We start from the raw sequence: 24,070 nt of genomic DNA, 5'->3' as shown, positions 1-24,070 counted from the left end.
GATATATATTATTACAGTAATGAATATATAAATTCTGCATCACCATCATCTATTATTTTCACGCCACCATCTAGCATTGTTTTATAAAATTTATTAACTTCAGACAAATTTGATAAATTCCTAAATGTAAAATGTTTCCCTAAATCTACTGTAACACCATCAATCACCACATTCTTAATGGATTTTTCAAAATAGAGATACGCGCTCCCCTTGCAGGCCTGACCTTGATTATTTCCAGCATGATACATGAAATATAAATAATACCTATACATCCATAGCTGATCCGAAAACTCGTAACCACAATCACATGGCTTCCTATACCAAGGATCTGGATTTGTGTCCAATTCTTCCTTTTTTGAACATACAGGATAGTGCGCATCCCACAATGCCCTAGCCATCACCTCCGCAATCCCATCATAATTTCTATTCTTTCGGTAGTAAATAATAGTGGCAAGAATCATATTAATATCATCTATTCGTGACTGAATCACGGAATGACAGATATCATTTACTGAATTCAAATCCATCTTCTTATCATAATTAAATATAATTATCATAAGAAGATAGGAATATATTTCCTGATTTGATCCGGAATCAATATATTCCTCAATCTTACCCTTCAAAGTATCCTTAATTCGATTAAAATATATCTCGGCCGCCTTTTCAACTTTATTTAATATTAAGTCCCTACCCTGGGCATCTTTTCCGAAAACTAGCTCACGCACAAGAATCTGAGAAAAATCAATAATTTTTTGCGTTATGGTTGAGTCCATAAAGGATAAATCTAATATCCTTTCAAATAGACTCATACCCGTCAGATGGTGAGGTTCAAAAAATATATCAATCAAGCACTCCCTATAATCATCTCCAAGAGCTTTAATTATAGGCTGCGGATGATACGATTTGCCTATCTGAAGAGGTCTTATGGAATTTGCAAGAACTGCGGGTATACATTTTAGGCTACCCCTATTTCCTCGTTCTTCTTCCGATACACAATAATCAATAAACTGTGAAATCTTATCCTTAACCCTCCTTTTCCCAAGATATTTTATATTATTGTCTGCTTTTTTTGGCATTTCAGGAAGAGTATCAAAAAAGGCAAATATAGCATCTTTATTTTTATTCCCCTCAAATGGGAAGGATTCAATCTTTGTTTTCGAATCATTCAAGGACAGAGAATACTCTCTAATTTTCTCATTAAGAGACTTTTTGAAGTCTATTAGCTCCATGTCGGTATTAAAAGCAAAGACTATATCGTCAACAAATCGCGAAAATGAATACCCCTTGTTTATATTAAGCAGTATTTCATCAAACTTACACATATATACTTCAGCTATAATTCTTGTAATTAGGTTACCCGTCGGCAATCCATGAGTTTCTCCACTTTGCGAGTTTTGGATTAATCTATCCAGTGATTTTCCAAATGTATAGTCTTTCCAATTCCTTACACCAATATTTCGCTTTGCATTATCTTTCCCATCCAACATCCACTCAATACTATGAGTATAGATAGAATGATAAAAATTTTGAACATCCGTTATATATCTTTTATTCTTCCCAAACAGAAGAGTGCTTCTTAAATCCTGTGTGATAGCAAATTTAAACACTTCACTGCCAAAAAACTTTGACATCGAATTTTTATTCTGCAGGAATATATTTGAAATCACCTCCTTTTCCTGTTCTATATAATACGCAAGGTTACCATATGAAAAAAGGTTAATAAGTTTATATTCACGCCGCGTGTGTAGATTCTTCGGAATAGTGAAAGATGTCGGAGTTGTCCATTCTTTCCGAATCCTCGCCTTTCCGAATTCTTGAGAAAAATAAAAATGTTTCCATCTATCTCCATCGTTGAGCCAATTATAAAATTCAGATAGATTAAATATTCCTTCATAGAACTGATCATTACTTATATACTGTTCTTCTTTATACGCACCAGATCTATTAATAAACTTATTTGCCAACGAGTCAAAATATCCATATTTAATTAAGCTTTCAGCACTCAATATTTTCGAATAGTATCTTTCTAATTCTTTACAGTATACTTCCGGAAAAATAGATGCCACTGACTGTGGCCTATTACATGAACTCATTAAAATCCTCCTAGGTAAAAACGATAATTATAAATATCATCATGATATTTATAATGTTTTAGACTCCCTTATCCGAATCGTACAATTACCGGCACCTCCGAATGGCAACGAACGTAAGTACCATCATTCACACTAGCACGAAGACACCCGCCCGGACTAGGAAAAACTCCACCACAACACAACTTTCTGTACCCAACCACGCTCCCCCACCCGCGCCTCCGCAGCTTGTTGCCGCGAAGGGGGTGGTTTCTATATATATGAGTTAGACCAGCAAGCCTAGTATTACTCAGCAGCTTCGGTGCTGGGCTTGGGGTCTTCATTTACCCTGTTCCGAATGTGGTCGACAATGCGTGCCACCGCCTCGTCAACGGGTACGCCGTTTTCTTGCTTGTTGCCGCGGAAGCGGAATGAGACTGCGCCAGCCTCCGCATCCTCGCCGCCAGCAATCAGAATGAACGGCACTTTCTCGGTAGATGCGGTACGAATCTTCTTCGTAAAACGATCCGAACCGTAATCGACCTCAACGCGCACACCGTGCGCACGCAGCTTATCCGCAATCTCGGTCATGTAGTCGTTGAAAGCCTCCGCCACAGGCACACAAATCACCTGCACCGGTGAGAGCCACGCCGGGAACGCGCCCGCATAGTGCTCAGTCAGCACACCCAGGAAGCGCTCAATCGAACCGAACTTAGCCGAGTGAATCATCACCGGCTCCTGAATCGAACCGTCCGCAGCCTGGTACTCCAAACCAAAGCGGCTGGGCTGGTTGAAGTCATACTGCACGGTAGACATCTGCCAGGTGCGGCCAATCGCGTCCTTCGCCTGCACCGAAATCTTCGGGCCATAGAACGCGGCCCCACCCGGGTCAGGCACCAGCTCAAGGCCGGTCTCCTTCGCCACCTGCTCCAGCACGGCGGTAGCCTGCTCCCACTGCTCATCGGTGCCGATAAACTTATCCTTCTTATCGCCCTCAGTGTCGCGGGTCGAAAGCTCCAGGTAGAAGTCAGTCATGCCGAAATCTTCCAGCAGGCTCAGCATGAAATTCAGCAGGTGCCGCACCTCATCGGGTGCCTGCTCCTTCGTCACATACGAGTGCGAATCGTCCTGCGTAATCATGCGCACGCGGGTTAAGCCCTGCAGCACGCCCGATTTCTCGTCACGGTACACGGTGCCGAACTCGAAGAAACGCAGCGGCAGCTCACGGTACGAACGCCCACGCGAACGGTAAATCTCGTTATGCATGGGGCAGTTCATGGCCTTCAAACGGTAGTTGCCGTTATCGAGCTCCATCGCAGGGAACATGCCGTCCGCGTAGTACGGCAGGTGCCCGGACGTGTAGAACAGGTCTTCCTTCGAGATGTGCGGGGTGCTCACGTACTGGAAACCCTCAGCAATATGGCGGGCGCGCACATAATCTTCCATCTCGCGCTTAATCACGCCGCCCTTGGGGTGAATCACCGGCAGGCCGGGGCCAATATTCTTCGGGAACGAGAACAGGTCAAGCTCCTTGCCCAGGCGGCGGTGGTCGCGGCGCTCAGCCTCAGCAATACGGTGCTTATACTCCACCAGCTCGTCCTTCGTGGGCCAGGCGGTACCGTAAATACGCTGAAGCATGGGGTTCTTCTCAGAACCGCGCCAATACGCGCCACCGGCACGCATGAGCGCATAGCCATTAGCAATCAGTTTAGTATTCGGCAGGTGCGGGCCGCGGCACAGGTCATTCCACAGTACCTCACCGGTTTTCGGGTGCACATTGTCGTAAATCGTGATCTCGCCCGCACCAACCTCAACCGAGGCGCCCTCGGCGGCATCCGCGCCCGAGCCGGGGCCTTGGCTGAGCGAAAGCAACTCGAGCTTATACGGCTCGTTCTTCATCTCTTCAACCGCTTCATCATGGGTCACCACGCGGCGGCGGAACAGCTGCCCCGACTTGACGATCTTAATCATCGACTTCTCGATCTTCTTCAGATCCTCAGGGGTGAAGGGCTCAGCCACATCAAAATCAAAATAGAAGCCATCCGTAATATAGGGGCCAATGCCCAGCTTCGCGTCCTTGCGGTACTCCTGCACCGCCTGCGCCATCACGTGCGCCGCAGAATGGCGCAGCACATTCAAGCCATCCGGTTCGTCAATGAAAACGGGCTCAACGGTATCGCCCTCAGAGAGCTTGTGTGAAAGGTCAACCAGCGTGCCATTCACGCGGGCAACCACAATCTTCGCGTTATCCGCAAAGAGTTCAGCGGCGGTGGCGGCAGTAACCTCGCGCTCCTCACCGGATACGCTGATCATGATGGGTGCTGACAGTTCAGCGGCAGACATGTGTCTCCTTTAGGTTAGGCACGGGGCCTACTCCCCCAGCGTACGGGGCCAGGGTAGGCGCAGCCGCGCGGACTAATCCGCACTGTACAGGTGCACGGACATCACCATTCTACGGCGTTCACAGCAGATTTTCAGGTAGCGGTACGGTGAGCGTGTCTCAGCAGCCCCGCCATCTCACTAGTTAAGCATGTGTTCCGGGGCATAAGCCTAGCCAAAGCTAAGCAGACATAACGTGTGCAAAAGCACATACTGGAAGGATAGGAAGTACTGTGCCTTCATCGCTAAGGAGATAAGACCCATGACAGTTGTATCGAACACGTCCGAAGCTCTAAACTCCCCCTACACTAATGCCCTTGAGCATATGCTCGCCGAAACCCGCGCGCACGCCCTCGATTCCAGTGTTACAGAAATTGACAGGCTCGCTATCGCGCACGATGCCTCGCACTACCTGCTGGTGCCCGCCGGAATCGTGCGCCCCGATTCTGCGGAGGCGGTCGCCGATATTTTCCGCGCTGCCAGCGCCTTCAACCTGCCGCTCACCTTCCGTTCGGGCGGCACCTCTTTATCAGGGCAGGCAAGTGGCGACGGGCTGATGGTCGATACCCGCCGTAACTTCAAGAAAATTGAGGTGCTTGACGGCGGCAAAAGGGTGCGTGTTCAGCCCGGCGCCACGGTGATGGCGGTCAATAATATGCTGGCCCCCTACGGGTACAAGCTCGGGCCTGACCCGGCCTCATGGTCGGCATGCACTATTGGCGGGGTGGTCGCCAATAATTCCTCGGGTATGTCTTCCGGCACCGAGTTCAACACCTACAACACGCTGGAATCTATGGTGTTCGTACTCCCCAGCGGAACCGTTATCGATACTTCTGCGCCCGATGCCGATGCGCGCCTGCGCGCCCTCGAACCCGGGATTCACGAAGGGCTGCTGCGCCTGCGCAAGCGCGTGGTCGAAAACCCGGAATCAGTTGCGCGCATCCGCCAGCAGTACTCTATGAAGAACACTATGGGCTACGGCGTGAACTCCCTGCTGGATTACAGCACCCCGGTTGATATTCTTCAGCATCTTCTGATCGGTTCTGAAGGAACGCTCGGGTTCGTGGCGTCTGCAACTTACCGTACTCTGCCCATTCTTAAATTCGTCTCAACCGGCCTGCTCGTGTTCGACAACCTGCTGGATGCCACCCGTTCCGTGCCGGAGCTTGTGGCCAACCACCTGGCTACGGTTGAGCTTTTGGATGCCACCAGTATTCGGGTGGCGCAGCGTACCGGGCAAGCGGCGGAGGCTCTTGCCGCCATTGATGTGCGCGAGCATGCGGCTCTGCTTGTGGAATTTCAGGGTAATTCTGAGCAGGAGCTCACCGACCTCGCCCTATCTGCCGCGCCCATGTTTGATGCCCTCCCGGTGGTGTCGCCAGTCACCATGACCAGCAAACTTTCCGAACGTAACGCGCTCTGGGCTGCGCGGCGCGGGCTGTACACCACGGTTGCGGGCAACCGCCCCACTGGCACGAACGCGCTACTTGAGGATGTGGTGGTCCCGGTGGACGTGCTCGGCACCACCTGCCGCGATCTGACCGCTCTCTTTGACGCCCATGGCTATCAGGATTCGGTGATTTTCGGGCACGCCAAAGACGGCAATATTCACTTCATGCTCAACGAGCAGTTCCGCGATGCCAAACAGCTTGGGCGGTACCGCGAATTCACCGAAGAAATGGTGCAGCTCATTCTGGAGGCCGACGGCTCGCTCAAGGCAGAGCACGGAACTGGGCGTATTATGGCCCCGTTCGTGCGCCGCCAATTCGGTGACGAGCTCTTTGAGGTCATGCGTGAGATTAAGCGCCTGATCGACCCGAAGGGCTTCTTAAACCCGGGTGTGGTTCTCGCCGAAGAAGACACCGATTACGCCACCGACCTGAAAGTTGCCGAAACTGTTGAGGAAGAAGTCGACCGGTGCGTGGAATGCGGGTACTGCGAACCGGTGTGCCCCTCTAAGGATTTGACGCTGACCCCGCGCCAGCGCATTGTGCTGCGCCGCGAAATCGCTGCGGCAGAAGCTAACGGTGATACTAAACTTGCCGAACGCCTACGCCAAGAATACGAATACTACGGTGTGGATACCTGCGCGGTAGACGGCATGTGCGTTACGCGCTGCCCGGTACTGATCAACACGGGTGATTTGGTGCGCCGGCTGCGTGCCGAGAACCAGGATGCCCTCGGTGCCGCCGGGTGGAAATTCGCCTCGAAACACTGGGGCACAATCGATAAAGTGGCAGGTAAAGCGCTCACTGCCGCAAAAATGCTGCCGTTCCCGGTGGTACGCGGAGCCACCGATATTGGCCGTAAACTCTTCGGCGAAGACTTGGTACCTGCCTATAAGAAGGGGCTGTCTGCCGGTGGCGCACCGCGCGTTCCTCATGCGGAAGCGAACCCCGATATTGTGTTCTTCCCTGCCTGCGTGAATGCCATGTTCGGTGGTGTTGATGGTGAAGGTAAGCACGACCCGGTGAACGCGACCCAGGCGTTTATTCGCCTCTGCGAACGGGCGGGTGTGAAATACCGGGTTCCCGAAGGTATCGACCAAATGTGCTGTGGCACGCCGTGGAAGTCCAAGGGGTACACAGACGGCTACTCGATTATGAGCGACCGCGTGCTCAAAGCGCTGTGGCAGGCGACCGACGGCGGGCGCATCCCGATTGTGTGCGATGCTTCTTCATGCACTGAGGGCCTTGAGGTGATGCGCGCGAAAGTTGCCGCCGCCCTAGAGCATAAAATCACGCACGGCTTGGGCGCGGGCGAAGCAGATTACGCTCAGTTGAAGCTGATTGACTCGGTGCAGTTCGCCGCCGATACGCTGCTGCCGAAGCTCACGGTGTCAGCTCCCCTGCCGTCGCTGGCGCTGCACCCCACCTGCTCAATGACTCATCTGGGTGTGCAGCCAGCATTCGAGAAGATCGCAAACGCCATGAGTGAGCAGGTGTACGTTCCCAAGAATTGGGGGTGCTGCGGTTACGCGGGTGACCGCGGTATGCTGCACCCCGAGCTCACGCAGAGCGCTACCCGCGCCGAGACCGCTGAGCTGAACGAGCACGAATTCGCCGCATACATATCCTCAAACCGGACCTGTGAGCAGGGTATGACCGAAGCAACCGGTCACACCTTCCAGAACGTGCTGCAGCTTCTAGAGCGGGCCACACGGTAAACCCCTGTTGCGCACGTGATGCCGTACACAAAAAGACGGTGCCCTCACATCGCTAGGATGCGGGGGCACCGTCTATAAGTGCGTGAAACTTACGCTGCGTGCTGGCAGGTTGAGCAGGCGCAGTCCTCGCATGCGCAGTTAGCGCAGGAGTCGCTGCAGTGAGCGCACTCGCACACGGCGTGGTTGCAGGTGGGGCAAGCGCAATCGGCGCAGGTGCAGTTAGCGCACAGGTCGTTGCAGTTGCCGCAGGAACAGGTGTTGCACTCGTCGTAGTGGCCATCGTGCTCACGGTGTGCGTGGCCATCGTGCAGGTAGTCCACGTGATCCAGGTGAATTACTGCCTGGTGCCCACAGTTGGGGCCGTGGGTGTGAGCATGTGCCTCGGAGTGACGGTGCGGTGCTACGGTGGTCATGATTGCTCCTTAGTGTGGGCATGCACATCAGTAACGATGTGACTAATATGATGATCCTTCAAGCTGTATATGGTGGCCCTGCCCTGCTGCTGCCCCTCAACAACATGCGCTTCACGCAGAATACGCAGGTGGTGCGAGGCAAGCGGCTGGGAGATACCCAAGCACGAATGCAGTTCGCTAACGCTGTGTGGGCGCTCCACAAGATGATGGGCAATAGCTAGGCGTAACGGGTGGGCCAATGCTGAAAAAATAGCCACCGATGCGCCAAACTCATGTTCCCAATCTTTATGGGCTGAACCATTTTCCATAAAGACAACTTTATATAAAAGCAGGTTTATATGTCAACCGTTGTCTGCTCCGCACAAAAATATTAACAACCCACCAGCGAAAACACCCCGCAGGTCAGCCCGCGGGGTGTTTTCGATATAAAGCTCTGCACGGAGCCTACAGGGCCACGCCCAGACGAGCCGCCAAAATATCGCGGATTAGCTCAGCCCCGCCCACCGGTGCCGCCGCACCGGTGCTCGTTGTTTGGGCACGTGTGAGGGCATCAATAGCCCACGCATCCAGGGCTTTGAGTGCCTCGGGTGCGTTCAGATCATCCGCCAAATACTCGCGTACCTTATCTAAAGTCTTGACGGCGCCCTCAGTATCATCCCCGGTGGCTGCCGCAATGGCATGGCGGTACGTCTCAAGGCGCGCATCCGCCTTATGCAGCAAATCATCGGTCCAGAACCAGTCAGAACGGTAATGGTTATCAAGAATCGCCAGGCGGATCGCGTTCGGGTCAACACCGGCTGCACGCAGCTTAGAAACCAGCACCAAATTCCCGCGCGACTTACTCATCTTATGCCCGTCAAGACCCACCATGCCCGTATGCGCGTAGTGGCGGGCGTGCGGCCGGTGATCCACCGCCCACGAATGCCCCGCCCCCAAATCATGGTGCGGGAACGTCAAATCTGAGCCGCCCGCCTGCACCGTCAGCGGCCCATTCACAAAACGGCGGGCAATCATAGTGCACTCAATATGCCAGCCGGGCCGGCCCGCACCCAGCGCACCGGCCTCCCACAACGGTTCACCCTCGCGGGCGGCACGCCACAGCAGCGGGTCCAAGGCGTCACGTTTGCCCGGGCGGTCGGGGTCACCGCCGCGCTCCGCAAAAATGCTCAGCATCTCCTCACGGCTCATATGGCTCACCTGCCCCGGCGCCCACGAGTACCCTTCCTCATCCGCCGGTAGTGCCTGGGTCGCTTTCACATCCAGGTAAATATCCCCGTCAGGATGCTGCACACCCTTCTCGTCCGTAAACCCCGGCACACGGTACGCCAGCCCACGCTCCAGCAAACCCTCAACCACGGGGAACAGCCAAGCAATCGACTCGACCACCCCCACATAATGATCCGGCGGCAGCACATTCAAAGCCGTCATATCGGTGCGGAACAGCTCCGTCTGGTCTTCCGCAAGTTCCTGCCAGTCCACGTTCGTGGCGGTTGCGCGCTCCAGCAGCGGGTCGTCCACATCCGTAACGTTCTGCACGTAGGTCACCTCAACCCCGGCGTCCCGCCAGGCGCGGTTAAGCAGGTCAAAGGCCACATAGGTGGATGCGTGCCCCATATGCGTAGCATCGTACGGGGTGATACCGCACACGTACAGTCCCGCTTTCTTTGGTTCTTCAAGCTGAACCACGGTATTTGCGGCGGTATCAAAGATACGCGGTAGCGGCGCCGAACCGGGCAGAGAAACAGGGGCGGGCGCATCCCAAGCACGCATGAGCATCCTTTCAAAGGCATAAAAATATCACCTACAAGAATACCCGTTTGCGGCAAACCGCAAACGGGTATTTCTGTGCACCAAGCGGCAAGCGAAATTCTAGGAGGAAATAACCCCGAACCCCAGGCCCAAGAAAATAAGCGCCGCAAGCAGAATACGGTACCACACGAACAAGCCGTACGAGTTCGACGAAACATACTTCAGGAACCAAGCAATCATTAGGTACCCCACGCCGAAAGCAATCACAGTTGCCAGCAGGGTGGAAGGAATACCGTAGTAGCCGCCCGCCTCATGCCCGGTAAACACTTTAAACGCCTTATACAGGCCCGAAGTGAACACCGCAGGCAGCGCCAGCAGGAACGAGTAACGTGCCGCCGCCTCACGGGTGTAGCCCATGAACAAGCCCGCCATGATCGTACCGCCAGAGCGGGAAACACCCGGGATCAGGGCGAGCGCCTGCGCGCACCCATACACCAGGCCGTGGCCCAAGGTAAGATCTTTAATCTTCCGCTGCTCCTTGCCGAACCGGTCAGCTAGCCCCAAGAACACTGCGAACACGATCAGCATGGTGCCAACAATCCACAAGGACCGGAAGGTGGAGTCAATGTAGTCTTCTAGAACCAGACCGAGAATGCCGATGGGGATGGAACCGATAATGATGAGCCAGCCCATCCGCGCGTCCGGGTTGCTGCGCTTAACCCGGCCGGTGAGTGAGCCGAACCAGGCCGAAAGAATGCGCACAATGTCACGCCAGAAGTAGAGGAGCACAGCGGTTTCGGTGCCCAGCTGGGTGATCGCGGTGAACGCCGCGCCCGGGTCGGCTTTCTCAGGCAGCAGCTGCCCCACAATACGCAGGTGCGCCGAGGACGAAATTGGCAGAAACTCGGTGAGGCCTTGCACCAGGCCCAGAATAATAGCTTGAATCCATTCCACGCCTTCCAGCATACCCCACAGTGCCTATGAACTTTGAGAGCAGAAAATAGGGGTGTAAAGATTCTGGGGTCTTTAGTGGTTGGGAAAACCGCTGAGGGCCGCCCGCCCACGTGCTTTCCTGGTGAGGGGTATCCCACACACTAAACGGTGGCCCCGGATGATCAGCAGGGGGTGCTTCTCAACCGTAGGCCACCGCTTAGTTACAGGTGGTTTCTGCCTTTCCAGGCTACGCGCTCAGCTATACGTCACGCAGGGCGCGGTTTACCGCCGAGATCATGGCTTTCAATGCGGCGCGGGTGGTGGAGCTGTCGATGCCAATACCCCACAGCACACGCGTATCGACGGCTGCCTCAATGTAGCAGGCGGCGTTCGCTGCTGAGCTGGAGGAGAGGGTGTGCTCCGAGTAGTCCATGACCCGAATGTCTACACCCTCAGCGCTGAGCACATTCTGCAGCGCATCCACGGGGCCGGTGCCGGTGCCGGTGCGGTTGTAGGTGCGGCCCTCAACATTCAGGGTCACGCGCAGAGTGGTTGCCCCCGTATCTGCCGAGTCAATGTTAATCGACTCAATACGGTACTTACCCCAACGTTCCTGATCCTCAGGGGCGGGCAAGTACTCGTCCGTGAAAATGTTCCACAGCTTCTGCGGGGTCATCTCCCCGCCCTCAGTGTCGGTGCGTTCCTGCACGATCTGGGAGAACTCAACCTGGGCGCGGCGCGGCAAATCCAGCCCGTACTCGCTCTTGAGCAGGTACGCCACCCCGCCCTTGCCGGACTGCGAGTTCACGCGGATCACGGCCTCATAGCTGCGGCCCACATCGCGCGGGTCGATCGGCAGGTAGGGAACCTCCCACGTCACCTCGTCAATCGTTTTGCCCTGCTGCGCGGCTGATGCCTCAAGAGCCTCAAACCCCTTCTTAATAGCGTCCTGATGCGACCCCGAGAAGGCCGTGAACACCAGGTCACCGCCGTAGGGGGAACGCTCGTGCACGGGCAGCTGGTTGCAGAACTCAACGGTTTTACGGATCGAATCGATATCGGAGAAATCGATCTGCGGGTCAATGCCCTGCGTGTACAGGTTCAGCCCCAGCGTCACCAGGTCTACGTTGCCGGTGCGCTCACCGTTACCGAACAGGCACCCCTCAATGCGGTCGGCCCCCGCCAGGTACCCCAGTTCGGCTGCCGCCACGCCCGTGCCGCGGTCATTGTGCGGGTGCAGGGACAGCACAATGTGTTCACGGTTCTTCAGGTTGCGGTGCATCCACTCGACGGCGTCCGCGTAAACGTTCGGGGTTGCCATCTCAACAGTGGCGGGCAGGTTCACGATCAGTTCTTTACCGTCTACGCCCACACCTAATTCGTCAGCGACAGCGTTGCATACGCGCGCTGCGAATTCCAGTTCAGTGCCGGTGAATGACTCTGGCGAGTACTCGTAGAGCACATTCGTGTTAGAGATCATCTGTTCTTCAAACTTCTTGCACAGGCGAGCGCCCTGTAACGCGATGTCCAGAACGCCGTCCTCATCACGCTGGAACACCACGCGGCGCTGCAATACGGAAGTTGAGTTGTAGAAGTGCACAATGGCGTTTGGGGCGCCTTCAATGGCCTCAAACGTGCGGGCAATCAGGTGTTCACGGCATTGCACCAGCACCTGGATCGTCACATCATTGGGGATGTGCCCGTCTTCGATGAGGGTCCGTACGAAGTCGAAATCGGTTTGTGAGGCTGAGGGGAAGCCCACCTCAATTTCTTTGTACCCCATGCGCACCAGCAGATCGAACATGGCGAGCTTACGCTCAGTGTTCATGGGGTCAACCAGCGCCTGGTTGCCGTCACGTAAATCAACGGCGCACCAGCGTGGGGCCTGTGTAGCGACCTTGTTCGGCCACGTACGGTCGGGCAAATCAACGGCGATCTGCTCGTGGAACGGACGGTACTTGTGCACCGGCATGGGTGAGGGAGTCTGACGGTTCTGCATATTCATTCCTGTGAGGTCTTGTGCCTAAGGCACGTGGTGGGTGCCGCAATATATCGCTGGAACGGGTGCGGCTCTTAGGTTAAGCGAACCCCGCCCCAGCAACTAAGGGTTAGAATCCTCACGCCGGTATCGTTCATACCTTTTACGCTACCACGCCGAAGAGCCGCCCACTCGCCACATACACCCCGCTTTCACTATGCGATACAAAAAAGCTGGGTGACGCGCTCAATATGCGCCACCCAGCTTTTCTGCACGCTCGGGGTTATTGGCCCCAGCCCCGCTAGTTGAAGGCGAAGGCGTGCTGGCAGGTTTCCTGATCAGCAGTCTGTCCGTTTGCGTTGCCCGCGATCTGCGCCTCCTGCTTCTCCATGGTCTCGCCCTTGGGGAAGTCGGTGCCAACGGTCACAGTCACACCGGTTGCCTCCGCGCTTTCAGAGACTCGGCCAATGTTGAGCTTAGCGGCAATCTCACGTGCCTCAGCCTCATGCCCGGCCGCGTAGGTGACGGCGGAGAACTGTGCCGCCTCAGCGGCGGAGGTGGGGGCCACGTTCGTGTACCCCAGCCCGCTCACTACCTGGCTAATAGCCGCGCCGCGTCCCTCCAGGTTGGTTGCGTTCACCACGGTAACATTCGTGGAATGGTCAGCCGGTGCGCTCTGCTCCTTGGGCTGCTCCTGCGCTGCGGGGGCAGCCTTCTCCACCTTCAGCGACTGGTCATCCTGCAGGCGTTTGAAGACGGAGTTTGCTTCGGAGGTGACCTGCAGACGGTTATTGTCTTGGCTCCACGGCTCGGTGGGCACGGTAGCGAACACCACCTGCGAGAGGTCCACGCCGCCTAGGGTGCCGCCGATACCGACCAGCTCGTTAATATTGCCCAGGCCCTTATCCACGGTCACGTTCTGGGTGATAGCCTCGGCAATATTCACCATCCGCGAGGGGTTAGACAGGGTGCCTTCGGCTTTCACCTTACGCAGCAGGGCCGCCATGAACCCCTGCTGGGCTTGAATACGACCAATATCGGAGCCGTCACCAAAGCCGTGGCGTGAACGCAAGAATGCGAGCGCCTGCTCGTCCTCAACAGTTGACCGGCCGGCGGGAAGTTTCAGGTTGGTGTACTCGTCATCAATTGGCTTATCAACGCACACCTCAACGCCGCCTACAACCTTCGACAGCTCTTTCACGGCGTTGAAGTCGACCAGCATGAAGTGGTCAATTTGCACACCGGTGAGTTTACTGATGGTCGCCACAGTGCAGCCTGGGCCGCCCCGCCCCAAAGACTCGTTAATCTGCACGCCGTCCTCAGCGGGGTACACTTTGCCGTCAGGGTCGGTGCATTTAGGAATGGACACCATCAAGTCACGCGGGAATGAGAGCACGTTTACGTTCTTACGGTCTTTGCTGATGTGCAGGAGCATCATCACGTCAGCGCGGGCGGCTTTGCCGTCGTCTTCACCGTATGAACCGTCGGTACCGGCACGCGTGTCTGAGCCAATCACCAGGATGTCGAGTGCGCCGTTCTCCAGCGCCCCCTGGTAGTCACCAATGTTTAGCTCATTGGTGTGCAGGTTAGCGCGTAGGCGTAACGCGATGGCGCCGCCGAAGCCTAACACGACAAGTAGCATACAGGCGCTGAACAGGGCGATCCACTTATTGCGTGCAGACTTCATGATGCTGCTGCGCATATGGCGGCCGCTGCTGATCATAGGAGGTTTTTCTGTCATACCTTCTTGCTTTCTGCGGTGGGTTCAGGCGAGTACTAGAAACCGAGGCGGTTTAGTGCCCGCGGGTCAGACTGCCATTCTTTGGCGACTTTCACGTGGATGCCCAGATACACGCGGGTGCCGAGCATCGTTTCGATTTGTTCACGTGCTTTCGCACCAATTTTACGCAGGTTTGACCCGCCTTTGCCGATAATGATGGCTTTTTGCGAGTCGCGCTCGACGTAAAGATTAACGTGAACATCAAGGAGAGGGTTGTGTTCAGGGCGCCCCTGGCGAAATTCCATTTCTTCAACAGTAACAGCTATCGAATGGGGCAGTTCTTCGCGGGCGCCTTCAAGAGCTGCTTCACGCACAAGCTCTGCAATGAGCGTGGCTTCTGGCTCGTCGGTGAGCTCCCCTGCGGGGTAAAGAGGCGGGGATGTGGGAGTGTAACTTGCCAGCAGGTTAGCGACCGCATCCACCTGAAAATCTTGTACCGCTGAGACCGGGATAATATCTGCCCAGCCGCCTTTACCGTCCACGGGCAGAGGTTCTTCCTGCACGGTCCCTGCCGCGCGGCGCGCTGCCGGGCCGCTGCCTTTGGCGAAGGGAACGGCGTCGTTTTTACGCGCCTTTTTGGGGCTGCTCCCCTGCTTGGTGCGGTGTGTTGCTCGTTGAGCGCGGCTGGCGCGCTCTGCACTCATGACTTCTTCGCCTAGCGCCTGAACCGCTAGAAGCTGTTCGGTGAGCTGCTCATTTCCCACCGTGTCGGCTTTGGTAACGATCGCCACCACAGGCTTATTGCTGGCGGCCACAAGCTGCGAGGCGATATACCGGTCGCCGGGGCCGATTTTCTCGTTTGCGGGGATGCAGAACCCGAGCACATCCACCTGTGAGAGGGTTCCAGCCACCAGGTCGTTCAACCGCTCCCCCAATAGCGTGCGGGGCCGGTGAATGCCGGGGGTGTCAATAAGGATCAGCTGGTAGTCGTCCTTGTGCACAATACCGCGGATGGTGTGACGTGTGGTTTGCGGACGGTTGGAGGTAATCGCCACTTTCTGCCCCACCAGGGCGTTGGTGAGAGTGGACTTCCCCGCGTTGGGGCGTCCCACCAGTGACGCAAACCCGGATCGGAAACCCTCCGGGTAGCTAGGTAAGGGCGCTGTAAGGTCGATGTCCATTAATTCCTCCATGATGTAAGTGAAAATTCTATAGAGTGAGCCTGAAAATTATCTGTGAACCAGCTGCGCGGGTGTTTGTTTACCTCAGGTTTATTGCGCACCTGTTCCGCATTATGCGCGGGGTGCGGGGCTATTCGTCGGTCTCTTCATGTGAGTGGTTCTGTTCGGGCTCATGCGGGGGCTGTGCCCACACGAGCAGCGTGTCGATCTGGTGGCGGCGCCCGCCAGCGCTTATCGCCCGAATGTGGATACCGTTAACTGTCACTTCAGCACCGACAATGGGTACTTTCCCCAGGTTTTTGGCGAGCAGACCGCCGACGGTGTCTACTTCTTCGTCCTCTAGGTTAATACCGAAAATCTCCCCTAACTGTTCAACCCCCAGCCGGGCGGACACTTTGAAACTGCCGTCTTCTTGCAGGGCGTAGTCGGGCTTCTCGTTATCGTACTCGTCGGCGATGTCCCCCACCAGCTCTTCAATAATGTCTTCTAAGGTGATCATTCCGGCGGTGCCGCCGTACTCATCCACCACAATGGCAACGTGGGTAGATTCACGTTGCATACGGCGCAATAGGTCTAGTGCCGGCTTCGACTCGGGCTCAAAATGTGCCGGGCGCATGAGTGAGATGATGGTGGGTTCCTCGCCGCCGTGGGCGCTATCGGCGGTCGCCAGGCGGGCCCGCACCGCATCTTTAAGGTACAGAATACCCAGAATGTCGTCGGTCGATTCACCGATCACAGGCATCCGGGAGTAGCCGGAGCGAAGAAACAGCGTGGTGGCATTTTTGAGGGTTTCGCCTGCCTCAATGGTGAGCATGTCGGTGCGGGGCACCATGATGGAGCGGATACGCGTATCGTCCATCTCAAAGACAGACTGCACGATCTGCGCCTCATCGCCCTCAATGGTTTCAGCCTCTGAGGCGCGGTCCAGAAACTCACGCAGCTCCTCCTGAGCGAAAACTCCTTCGGGTGCGGCCGGGGTGCGCCGGGGCGAGAATACACGCACCAGCACATCTAAGGCACGGGTGATAGGCCCCAGCAGCAGCGCCGTGTAATAGGTGGGTGCTGCGAGCATTTTCAGCACGGCCACAGACCGGTTACGCCCCGTAGCGCGCGCCCCCACACTCAGCAGCGGGTACCCCACCAGGGACACCACCCCAAGAGTGAGCACCGCCGCAACACTGTGCTGGTCAATCAGCTCAAGGATCGCAAGCATCGTCGTCAAACTAGCGATGGCGGTGCTGAGGATACGTGCTAACCGTAGCGGGTGCGTGTATCTCTCAGATTCTCCCCCGGTGGCGTGCTCAAGCACCCGCGCCAGCCGCGTGTGCGGGCGTTTGAGCGCCAGCTCTTGGGCTTCCTGGTGCGGTAAATAGGTGAAAGCGGTCTCGGCTGCGGTAATGGTGTACGCGCAGGTGGCCGCAAGTACCGCTGCGGAAAGCAGAAGTAAGAAAGTCACGGAAGGGTCCTCAGTGGCGGGTCTCGACGGGGGCGGGACGGCCCAGGAACTCTTCAAGGATGCTGCGCTGAATACCGAACATTTCGGCCTCTTCCGCGGCGGTACCGTGGTCATACCCTAAACAGTGCAGGATCCCGTGCACGGTGAGCAGGCACAGTTCATCAAGGGTTGAGTGCCCGGCCTCGGCGCCTTGACGTGCGGCCACCGGGGGGCAGAGCACAATATCGCCCAGCATCCCCGTAGCTGGTTCGGTGTCCGTGCCGGGGGTCAGCTCATCCATGGGGAAGCTCATGACGTCGGTAGGCCCTGGAAGGTCCATCCATTCAAGGTGTATCCGCTCCATCTCACGCTCATTCACAATAGCAATGGAGAGGTACGTACTTTGGCTGACCCGCATCCGGTTAAAGGCATGCTCAACCAGCCGGGTCAGTACCGCAGTGTCAACAGCTGCGAAAGACTCCCGAACCAGCGCATCGGCTTCTGGTTCGGTACCGGTGTCTGGCTCCTCAATCTCAAATTCTAGCTCCGCCACCGGCTAAGCCTCCTTACCGGTTCCGGGGGTCTCGCGCCCGGCCCCAGCTGGGGCATCCCCGTTAATACCGGCACGATCCAGCAGCTTCTCAGCCGCCGCCTCAATCGTGGCACGCTTGACCTTCCGGTTACGTTTGCGTTCCATCGCCTTCTGGTCTTCACCCCACCGGTCGTAAGCTGAGACAATATTCGACACTAAAGCGTGACGCACCACATCTGAGGATTCAAGGACACAGAATTGAATGTCCTCAACGCCCTCAAGAATATTACGCACCTGCTTTAAGCCGGAGGCCTGCCCGCCCGGCAGATCAACCTGGGTCACGTCCCCGGTAATGACCATCTTCGACCCAAACCCCAGGCGCGTGAGGAACATTTTCATCTGCTCCGCGGTGGTGTTCTGGGCTTCGTCCAGAATAATGAACGCATCATTGAGGGTACGCCCGCGCATATACGCCAGCGGGGCCACCTCAATTGTGCCCGCCTCCATGAGCTTAGGGATCGTCTCAGGCTCCAGCATATCGTGCAGCGCATCGTACAGGGGCCGTAAGTACGGGTCGATCTTATCGTTCAGGGTGCCCGGCAGAAACCCCAGGCGCTCCCCCGCCTCCACAGCGGGGCGGGTTAGAATAATACGGTTCACCTCGCGGGACTGCAGTGCCTGCACCGCCTTAGCCATCGCTAAATATGTTTTACCCGTACCGGCTGGGCCAATACCAAAAATGACGGTGTTCGTATCAATCGCATCCACATACTTCTTCTGGTTTATGGTTTTGGGGCGGATCGTGGTTCCCCGCGTTGACAGGATGCTCGCCGATAGGGAACGGGCGGGATCTTTTAGCTCATCGGTGAGCATACCCATGAGGCGGTGAATGACCTGCACCGTAATTTGCGTATCGTGGCTGGCTAATACCCGCAGCTCATTGAGCAGTTTAGCGGCGGTGTTCACCGACTCAGACGGGCCGGTAATCAGCAGGTCAAGCCCTTTAGGGTGCACGCTGATGCTCTCAAAATAGTCCTCAATCAGCGACAGGTAGGCATCCTGCGGCCCGAGCACCGCCACCATCTCTGCGGCGCTCTTAAAAGAGACTGTGCGGGCCGTTGAAAGAGGCCGGGAGGTAGTTGTCATATCAGCTCCTTGGCTAGTGTATAAACCTTAAGTATAGCCGTGCCTACCACCTGCCCAGGGCAATATTAACGGCGCATAACCCTGCGGATCCTGCAGTTGAGGAACGCAGCACCTCGGTACCCAAAAGGGCTAGGGAGGCACCCGCCTGCGTGAACATCTCAACTTCACGTTCGCTGATGCCCCCTTCGGGCCCGACCACCAGGTAAATCTCACCCAACCGTTCCCCGGCGCTTTGCCCCAGTAGAGTGGTGAGGCGTTCACTCGCCTGCTCATGCAGTATAAAAACCGCCGCCCCCTGTGCCCTCACCTCGGCAATAAGCTCCGCAAGCTCGGGGGTCGAGTGCAAATCGTATACGGTGGGGATACGGGAACGGCGCGACTGTTTCGCCGCAGCCACAACGGTATTCCGCCATTTCGTGTGAGCCTTAGCGGCCCGTTCCCCTTTCCACCGCACAATTGAGCGGTCTGCGCCCCACGGCACAACCCCTGTGGCGCCCAGTTCGGTGGCTGTCTCAATGGCCTGCACATCGCGCCCATCTTTAGCGAGCGCCTGCACCACATACACCTCCAGGGGGTTCTTATCATGTTGAATCTCAATGATACGCACCCTGATGCCGCTGGTGGTTGTTGCTTCAACGGTGCCTAACGCCCGCCGCCCCTGCCCGTCAGCGAGGTCGATGCGTTCACCGTTCTCAACACGTTTCACCTTCGCGTGGTGCCCTTCGGGGCCGGTAAGTTCGAAGTCCGTCCCCGGGGTGAGCGGGTCAAACTCCTGCGGTGCTACGTAGAAAACGGGTGCGCTCATCGTGCCTTCCTGGGTTAAACAGGCGGGTGGCCGCCTTCGGCAGGGGCCACCCACATCTGTGCGTTATTTGAATTGCTCTTTGAGCTTGGAGAACAGCCCGTGTTTCTGTTTCACGTGGCTGCCTTCCTGCAGGTTCTCCCCCCGCAGTTCGGCGAATTGCCGCAGCATGGTGCGCTGCTCCTCATTCAGGTTGGTGGGGGTGGTGACCTGGATACGTACCCGCAGGTCACCGCGGCGGTCCTCATGCAGGCGGGCTGCACCCAGCCCGGGTAGGGTGACGGTGTCTCCGCTTTGAGACCCGGCGGGGATGTTGACCTGCTGCTGTCCGTCGAAAGTTTCCAGCGGGATGACGGTGCCAAGGGCGGCAGCCACCATGGGCACGTTCACGGTGGTGAGCAGGTCGTCACCTTCACGGTTAAAGTACTTATCGGATTTGATCCTCAAATCAATGTAAAGGTCGCCGTTCGGTCCGCCGTTGAGGCCAGCCTCACCCTTGCCGCGCAGACGGATGCGGGCGCCGTCGTTCACCCCGGCAGGCACGGTGAAGGTGACCGGTTCATTGGCCCTGACCCGGCCTTTACCGCTGCATTCGGCGCAGGGGTGCTTAATGACGGTGCCGTACCCGTGGCAAGTGGGACATTCAACCTGCTGCATGACGGTTCCAAGGATGGACTGCACCCGGCGCTGCATGTACCCCGCACCGTGGCAGGTGTCGCATGTTTCAGGGTGCGTGTCGGGGGCGGTGCCTTCACCCTGGCATGACTGACAGGTGACAGCGGTTTTAAGGTCAATAGTTTTTTCTACCCCGAACACGGCATCGCGCAGGCTGATGGAGACGTTAATAAGAGAATCTTGGCCCTGGCGCACGCGGGAGGCAGGACCGCTCTGCTGACCGCCGGTGAACATGTCAAAGAGGTCTTGGAAACCGAACCCGGCACCGCCAAACCCTCCGAATCCGGCGCCCCCGAACCCTCCAGCGCGTCCTTGCTCGTCGCCAGTTGCATCGTAGATACGGCGTTTCTCGGTGTCTGAGAGCACCTCATAGGCGAGGGTTACTCGTTTAAATTCTTCGGCGGCATCAGCCGAAGGGTTCACATCGGGGTGTAGCTGGCGTGCCTTCTTACGGTACGCCTTTTTAATCTCTTCGGGGCTGGCGTCTTTGGAAACGCCCAGGGTTGCGTAGTGATCGCTCACGTGCTTGTTTATCCTTGTTATCTTTCAGAGGCCGGTTACGCGGCGGTTGGTGTGTTGCACAGTGCCCGCGGTTGAACATTGTAGCGGATACATCCCATGCGCACTCAATGTGGAGGTTATGCGCAGCATGAGTCACTTACATCGGTGGTTCCCCTTAGCTGTGGGGCGCACCGGTTGCCGGTCATAGCGTGGGGCGCCGTAGGGCAGGCACTCATACCGTAGTTTATGCTACCAGCTACCGCCCAGTGCGCAGACAGCCTTTCGCCCACGGCGAGTTATCGGTTCCCTTAGAATGGGAGGGTTCACCACACGAGCATGGGAGGCACTATGAGCGAGCGTTACGGCTGGGGCGCGCAAGATATTACCAGTGATGCGATGAACCGTCGCCCACCGGCCCCGCGTCAGATCCCGCTGCAGCGCGGCCTGCTTCTTGAGGACACCCAGAGCGGTTGGGTGGGTGAGGTGGTACGTGCCGAACGTATCGGGGGTGAGCTGGTGTTCGGCCTTGAAGACGCGCACGGACGTGTACGCAATTTCCCCCTCGGGTACGGTTACCTGCTGGAGGGCGAGCCTATTGAGGTCATCGCCCCGGTTGCCCGCAAAGCGCCCGCGAAGAAAATTTCGCGGTCCGGTTCTGTCGCGGTGCAGAACGCCCCCGCTCGGGTTGCCCGCGCCTCCCGCATCTGGGTTGAAGGAACGCATGACGCGGAGCTGGTTGAGAAAGTGTGGGGCCACGATTTGCGGGTGGAAGGCATTGTGGTGGAGCCGCTGCACGGCGTGGACGACTTAGCTGCCGCCATCCGGAGCTTTAGTCCCACACCGGGGCGCCGCCTGGGCATTCTGGTGGACCACCTGATTGAGGGCACCAAGGAGCAGCGGATTGTTGCTGAGGCGTTGGCTGTTCCAGGTGCAGCTGGGAACGTCAAAATTGTGGGGCACCCTTTTATTGATATTTGGCAGGCTGTGAAACCCGCAAAACTCGGGTTGAAAACGTGGCCCGCAGTGCCGCACGGGGAAGACTGGAAGAAAGGTACGCTCCGTCGGTTAGGTCAGCCGCACGCCACGCAAGAAGATGTGGCGAACGCCTGGAAGCGCATCCTATCTCGGGTGGATTCATACACGGATCTCGATCCGGCCCTGCTGGGTCCAGTGGAATCACTCATTGATTTTCTAACCGAGCCGGGGTCCTAGAAAGCAGCTTCAAGTTGCCGGAAATAGCCTCCCACAAGGGAAGAAAATCAAAAAATTTTCTCAAAAACCCGCTGTCAATGTCTCGCAACGGTTATTTAGGGCTCCCAAACCCGGTACAATAAAGCTTGCTACCACCCACGATTCTGCGCGATGGTAGCCACTATACAAAACGCTCAAACAATACACAGGATACTCGTGACTCACAATACTCAGTCGGCAAGTTCTGAGCTTTCCGAAGCTAAAGAACGTACCATTGCTTCTTTTGCGCACTTCGGCGGCATCCTCGGGTTTCTTCCCTCCGCCGCGATCTATCTCAAGTACCGCGGGCGTGGCACAGGGTTCGCTGAGCAAGAGGCGCGTGAAGCGATGGACTTTACTCTCGTTCCCAGTATCGTCATTCTTGTTTTTATGGTGGCCAGTCTGATCCCGAACATCGGGAATGTTGCTTTACCCGCTGCCGCGCTCGCCTGGATTTTCATGGCGATTGGGGCAATGCTTGGCGGGTCGAAAGCGTCTAAAGGGTACGCGTACACGTACCGTTTCACCCCGCGCCTGCTGGAGAAATCGTACTTCGATAAAAACTAGAACCCCGATACTTTTACCATTGATGCCTTGATACCCGGGCGGCTCTGCTCGAGGTACAGTTATGCCATTGTGTGGCAGCATGTCAAAAGCATAGGTACAACGTGCCGACAGGGCACCGCATATTGGGTGTAGATGCAGCTGTGGGCCTCCGACACCGGAGACCCACAGCCGTATTCACTCAACTTCAGCAAGGAAGTTATGTTTTTGAAATCTTAAACATAACTCACCCCGCCGGGTATAGTTTATCTAACATTCAATCTGATGTCTAACAGATTCGATGAACTTCCATAAGGTTAAACCTTAAATATAATCATTAGGTGCTGTGATCAATCTCTGGGAGTAGTTCACGGGTCACGGCGTCTCCCAGAAGCCTGCCACGTAGCGTAAGACGCACCCGCGCTTGAGGATCCGGTTCTGCGTTTGCGGTCAGAGCCTTTGGCTCAATCAGCCCCTGAGCTATCAGCCATCGCAGCGAAACCCCGAGTTCTTGAGGGTCGTGCACCGCCAGCAGCTCACGTACCGGCAGCCCCTCCCGCACCCGAATCATGAGCATAATCGTCTCAAACGCCCGGGTGGGGGCATCCAGAATCTCACGCGCAGCTGCCGGGGACTGCCCGGCCCGTACACGGTGCGCATAAGGAACAGGGTGTTTAAGGTTCCACCACCGGGTACCGTTAAGGTGCGAATGGGCCCCCGGGCCAATTCCCCACCAGTCCTGGTTACGCCAGTACGCCAAATTATGGTCACTGCGGGTCTGCGCCGATGAGGAATAATTCGACACCTCATACCAGCTGTACCCGGCGTCGGTGAGATACTCCTCCGCGAGCAGGTACATATCGGCCATCAGGTCGTTATCTGGCATGGTGTAGTCGCCGCGCCGGATCTGTGCGGCAAGTTTGGTACCATCCTCGACAATGAGCGAGTACGCCGAGATGTGGTCGGGCCGGTACGAAATTGCGGCTTTCACGCTGCGCCGCCACTGTTCCAGTGTCTCACCGGGTGAACCATAGATCAGATCAACCGAGACCTGCAGGCCAGCTTCTTGTGCCCACGCAATAACTTTGGGAACATTCGCGGGGGTGTGGGTACGGTCAAGCACCTGCAGAACCTCAGGAACTACGGACTGCATGCCGAAGGAAACACGCGTGAATCCCCCTTCCTTGAGGGCGAACAGATCGTCACGGGTCACCGAATCCGGGTTAGCTTCGGTGGTGATTTCAGCACCCGTTCTGATTCCAAAAACATCCGCTGCGGCCTGCAGAATACGCACCAAGTCTCGCGCGGGAAGTTTCGTGGGCGTGCCGCCGCCGAAGAACACCGTGTGCAGCGGGCGCCTTGCCACCCCGGATGCTTCAAGTGTTCGGGCGGCGAAGAGAATCTCGGCAATGGCATCGTCTGCGTAAGTGCCCAGCCCTATCCCGTCACCAAAATCTTCGGTGGCGTACGTGTTGAAATCGCAGTACCCGCACCGCACCGAACAGAACGGAATATGCACATAGAGGCTGAAATCACGGCTCTCACAGCCCCGGGCGGAGGACGCGGGTATACGCCCATCATGAGGCGCGGGCGCGCCAGAGGGCTGTGCGGGTGCCAA

The 24,070-nt window shown here is 56.5% G+C and carries 18 protein-coding genes; 3 read left to right on the top strand and 15 right to left on the bottom strand.

Annotated features, from left to right (window positions below):
• Positions 1 to 11 precede the first annotated feature (11 nt).
• Both I6I94_RS00385 and thrS read right to left on the bottom strand, forming a co-directional pair.
• The gene (locus I6I94_RS00385) at positions 12 to 2,066 is read right to left on the bottom strand and encodes an RNA-directed DNA polymerase (protein WP_201620742.1); all 2,055 of its coding nucleotides are present in this window, start codon (positions 2,064 to 2,066) and stop codon (positions 12 to 14) included.
• Positions 2,067 to 2,375: 309 nt separating this feature from the next.
• Positions 2,376 to 4,412, bottom strand: a complete 2,037-nt coding sequence (thrS, locus tag I6I94_RS00380; RefSeq protein ID WP_128087827.1) for a threonine--tRNA ligase — start codon at positions 4,410 to 4,412, stop codon at positions 2,376 to 2,378.
• Positions 4,413 to 4,710: 298 nt separating this feature from the next.
• Here thrS and I6I94_RS00375 point away from each other — a divergent pair, with 298 nt between their 5' ends.
• On the top strand, positions 4,711 to 7,614 hold the full coding sequence (locus tag I6I94_RS00375; RefSeq protein ID WP_128087828.1) for an FAD-binding and (Fe-S)-binding domain-containing protein: 2,904 nt from the start codon (positions 4,711 to 4,713) through the stop codon (positions 7,612 to 7,614).
• 89 nt (positions 7,615 to 7,703) lie between these two features.
• Here the strand turns inward: I6I94_RS00375 and I6I94_RS11350 are convergent, their stop codons facing one another.
• The 12 genes from I6I94_RS11350 to dnaJ all read right to left on the bottom strand — a co-directional run bounded on the left by I6I94_RS11350 (position 7,704) and on the right by dnaJ (position 20,700).
• Positions 7,704 to 8,027: a hypothetical protein gene (locus tag I6I94_RS11350; protein WP_023132972.1), complete on the bottom strand. Its 324-nt coding sequence runs from the start codon at positions 8,025 to 8,027 to the stop codon at positions 7,704 to 7,706.
• Positions 8,024 to 8,335 (bottom strand): ArsR/SmtB family transcription factor, encoded by a 312-nt coding sequence (locus I6I94_RS00365; RefSeq protein WP_023132971.1) that lies wholly within the window; start codon positions 8,333 to 8,335, stop codon positions 8,024 to 8,026. The genes I6I94_RS11350 and I6I94_RS00365 overlap by 4 nt, the downstream gene beginning before the upstream one ends.
• A 136-nt stretch (positions 8,336 to 8,471) precedes the next feature.
• Entirely contained in the window at positions 8,472 to 9,797 is a 1,326-nt protein-coding gene (mshC, locus tag I6I94_RS00360) for a cysteine--1-D-myo-inosityl 2-amino-2-deoxy-alpha-D-glucopyranoside ligase (protein WP_128087829.1), read from the bottom strand.
• A 99-nt stretch (positions 9,798 to 9,896) separates the two neighbouring features.
• A complete protein-coding gene (locus I6I94_RS00355) occupies positions 9,897 to 10,742 on the bottom strand; it encodes an undecaprenyl-diphosphate phosphatase (RefSeq protein ID WP_128087830.1) in 846 nt (281 codons plus the stop codon).
• Positions 10,743 to 10,968: 226 nt separating this feature from the next.
• Positions 10,969 to 12,708 carry a 2-isopropylmalate synthase gene (gene leuA, locus I6I94_RS00350; protein WP_201620981.1) on the bottom strand — a complete coding sequence of 580 codons (1,740 nt, stop codon included), beginning with the start codon at positions 12,706 to 12,708 and terminating at the stop codon, positions 10,969 to 10,971.
• Between the two features lie 280 nt (positions 12,709 to 12,988).
• Positions 12,989 to 14,428 (bottom strand): LCP family protein, encoded by a 1,440-nt coding sequence (locus I6I94_RS00345; protein WP_172425677.1) that lies wholly within the window; start codon positions 14,426 to 14,428, stop codon positions 12,989 to 12,991.
• 35 nt (positions 14,429 to 14,463) lie between these two features.
• Positions 14,464 to 15,588 carry a GTPase Era gene (locus I6I94_RS00340; protein ID WP_201620741.1) on the bottom strand — a complete coding sequence of 375 codons (1,125 nt, stop codon included), beginning with the start codon at positions 15,586 to 15,588 and terminating at the stop codon, positions 14,464 to 14,466.
• A 130-nt stretch (positions 15,589 to 15,718) separates the two neighbouring features.
• Positions 15,719 to 17,044 (bottom strand): hemolysin family protein, encoded by a 1,326-nt coding sequence (locus tag I6I94_RS00335; RefSeq protein ID WP_201620740.1) that lies wholly within the window; start codon positions 17,042 to 17,044, stop codon positions 15,719 to 15,721.
• 10 nt (positions 17,045 to 17,054) lie between these two features.
• Positions 17,055 to 17,576, bottom strand: a complete 522-nt coding sequence (ybeY, locus tag I6I94_RS00330) for an rRNA maturation RNase YbeY (RefSeq protein ID WP_201620739.1) — start codon at positions 17,574 to 17,576, stop codon at positions 17,055 to 17,057.
• A 3-nt stretch (positions 17,577 to 17,579) separates the two neighbouring features.
• On the bottom strand, positions 17,580 to 18,701 hold the full coding sequence (locus I6I94_RS00325; RefSeq protein WP_128087831.1) for a PhoH family protein: 1,122 nt from the start codon (positions 18,699 to 18,701) through the stop codon (positions 17,580 to 17,582).
• A 43-nt stretch (positions 18,702 to 18,744) separates the two neighbouring features.
• Entirely contained in the window at positions 18,745 to 19,506 is a 762-nt protein-coding gene (locus I6I94_RS00320) for a 16S rRNA (uracil(1498)-N(3))-methyltransferase (RefSeq protein WP_201620738.1), read from the bottom strand.
• A 63-nt stretch (positions 19,507 to 19,569) separates the two neighbouring features.
• Positions 19,570 to 20,700, bottom strand: a complete 1,131-nt coding sequence (dnaJ, locus tag I6I94_RS00315; RefSeq protein WP_006887358.1) for a molecular chaperone DnaJ — start codon at positions 20,698 to 20,700, stop codon at positions 19,570 to 19,572.
• 327 nt (positions 20,701 to 21,027) lie between these two features.
• Between dnaJ and I6I94_RS00310 the strand changes: the two genes are divergently transcribed.
• Together I6I94_RS00310 and I6I94_RS00305 are read left to right on the top strand one after the other, a co-directional pair.
• Complete coding sequence (locus I6I94_RS00310) at positions 21,028 to 21,891, top strand: DUF3097 domain-containing protein (RefSeq protein ID WP_236588881.1); 864 nt, start codon at positions 21,028 to 21,030, stop codon at positions 21,889 to 21,891.
• A gap of 195 nt (positions 21,892 to 22,086) precedes the next feature.
• Entirely contained in the window at positions 22,087 to 22,476 is a 390-nt protein-coding gene (locus tag I6I94_RS00305; protein WP_006887297.1) for a DUF4870 domain-containing protein, read from the top strand.
• A gap of 313 nt (positions 22,477 to 22,789) precedes the next feature.
• Here the strand turns inward: I6I94_RS00305 and hemW are convergent, their stop codons facing one another.
• Positions 22,790 to 24,070, bottom strand: a complete 1,281-nt coding sequence (hemW, locus tag I6I94_RS00300) for a radical SAM family heme chaperone HemW (RefSeq protein WP_201620736.1) — start codon at positions 24,068 to 24,070, stop codon at positions 22,790 to 22,792.

The organism is Rothia aeria, assembly GCF_016726365.1.
In the GTDB taxonomy this organism is placed as follows: domain Bacteria; phylum Actinomycetota; class Actinomycetes; order Actinomycetales; family Micrococcaceae; genus Rothia; species Rothia aeria.
The sequence above is the reverse complement of the archived record's forward strand: the minus strand, read 5'-3'. Positions and strand labels throughout refer to the sequence as shown.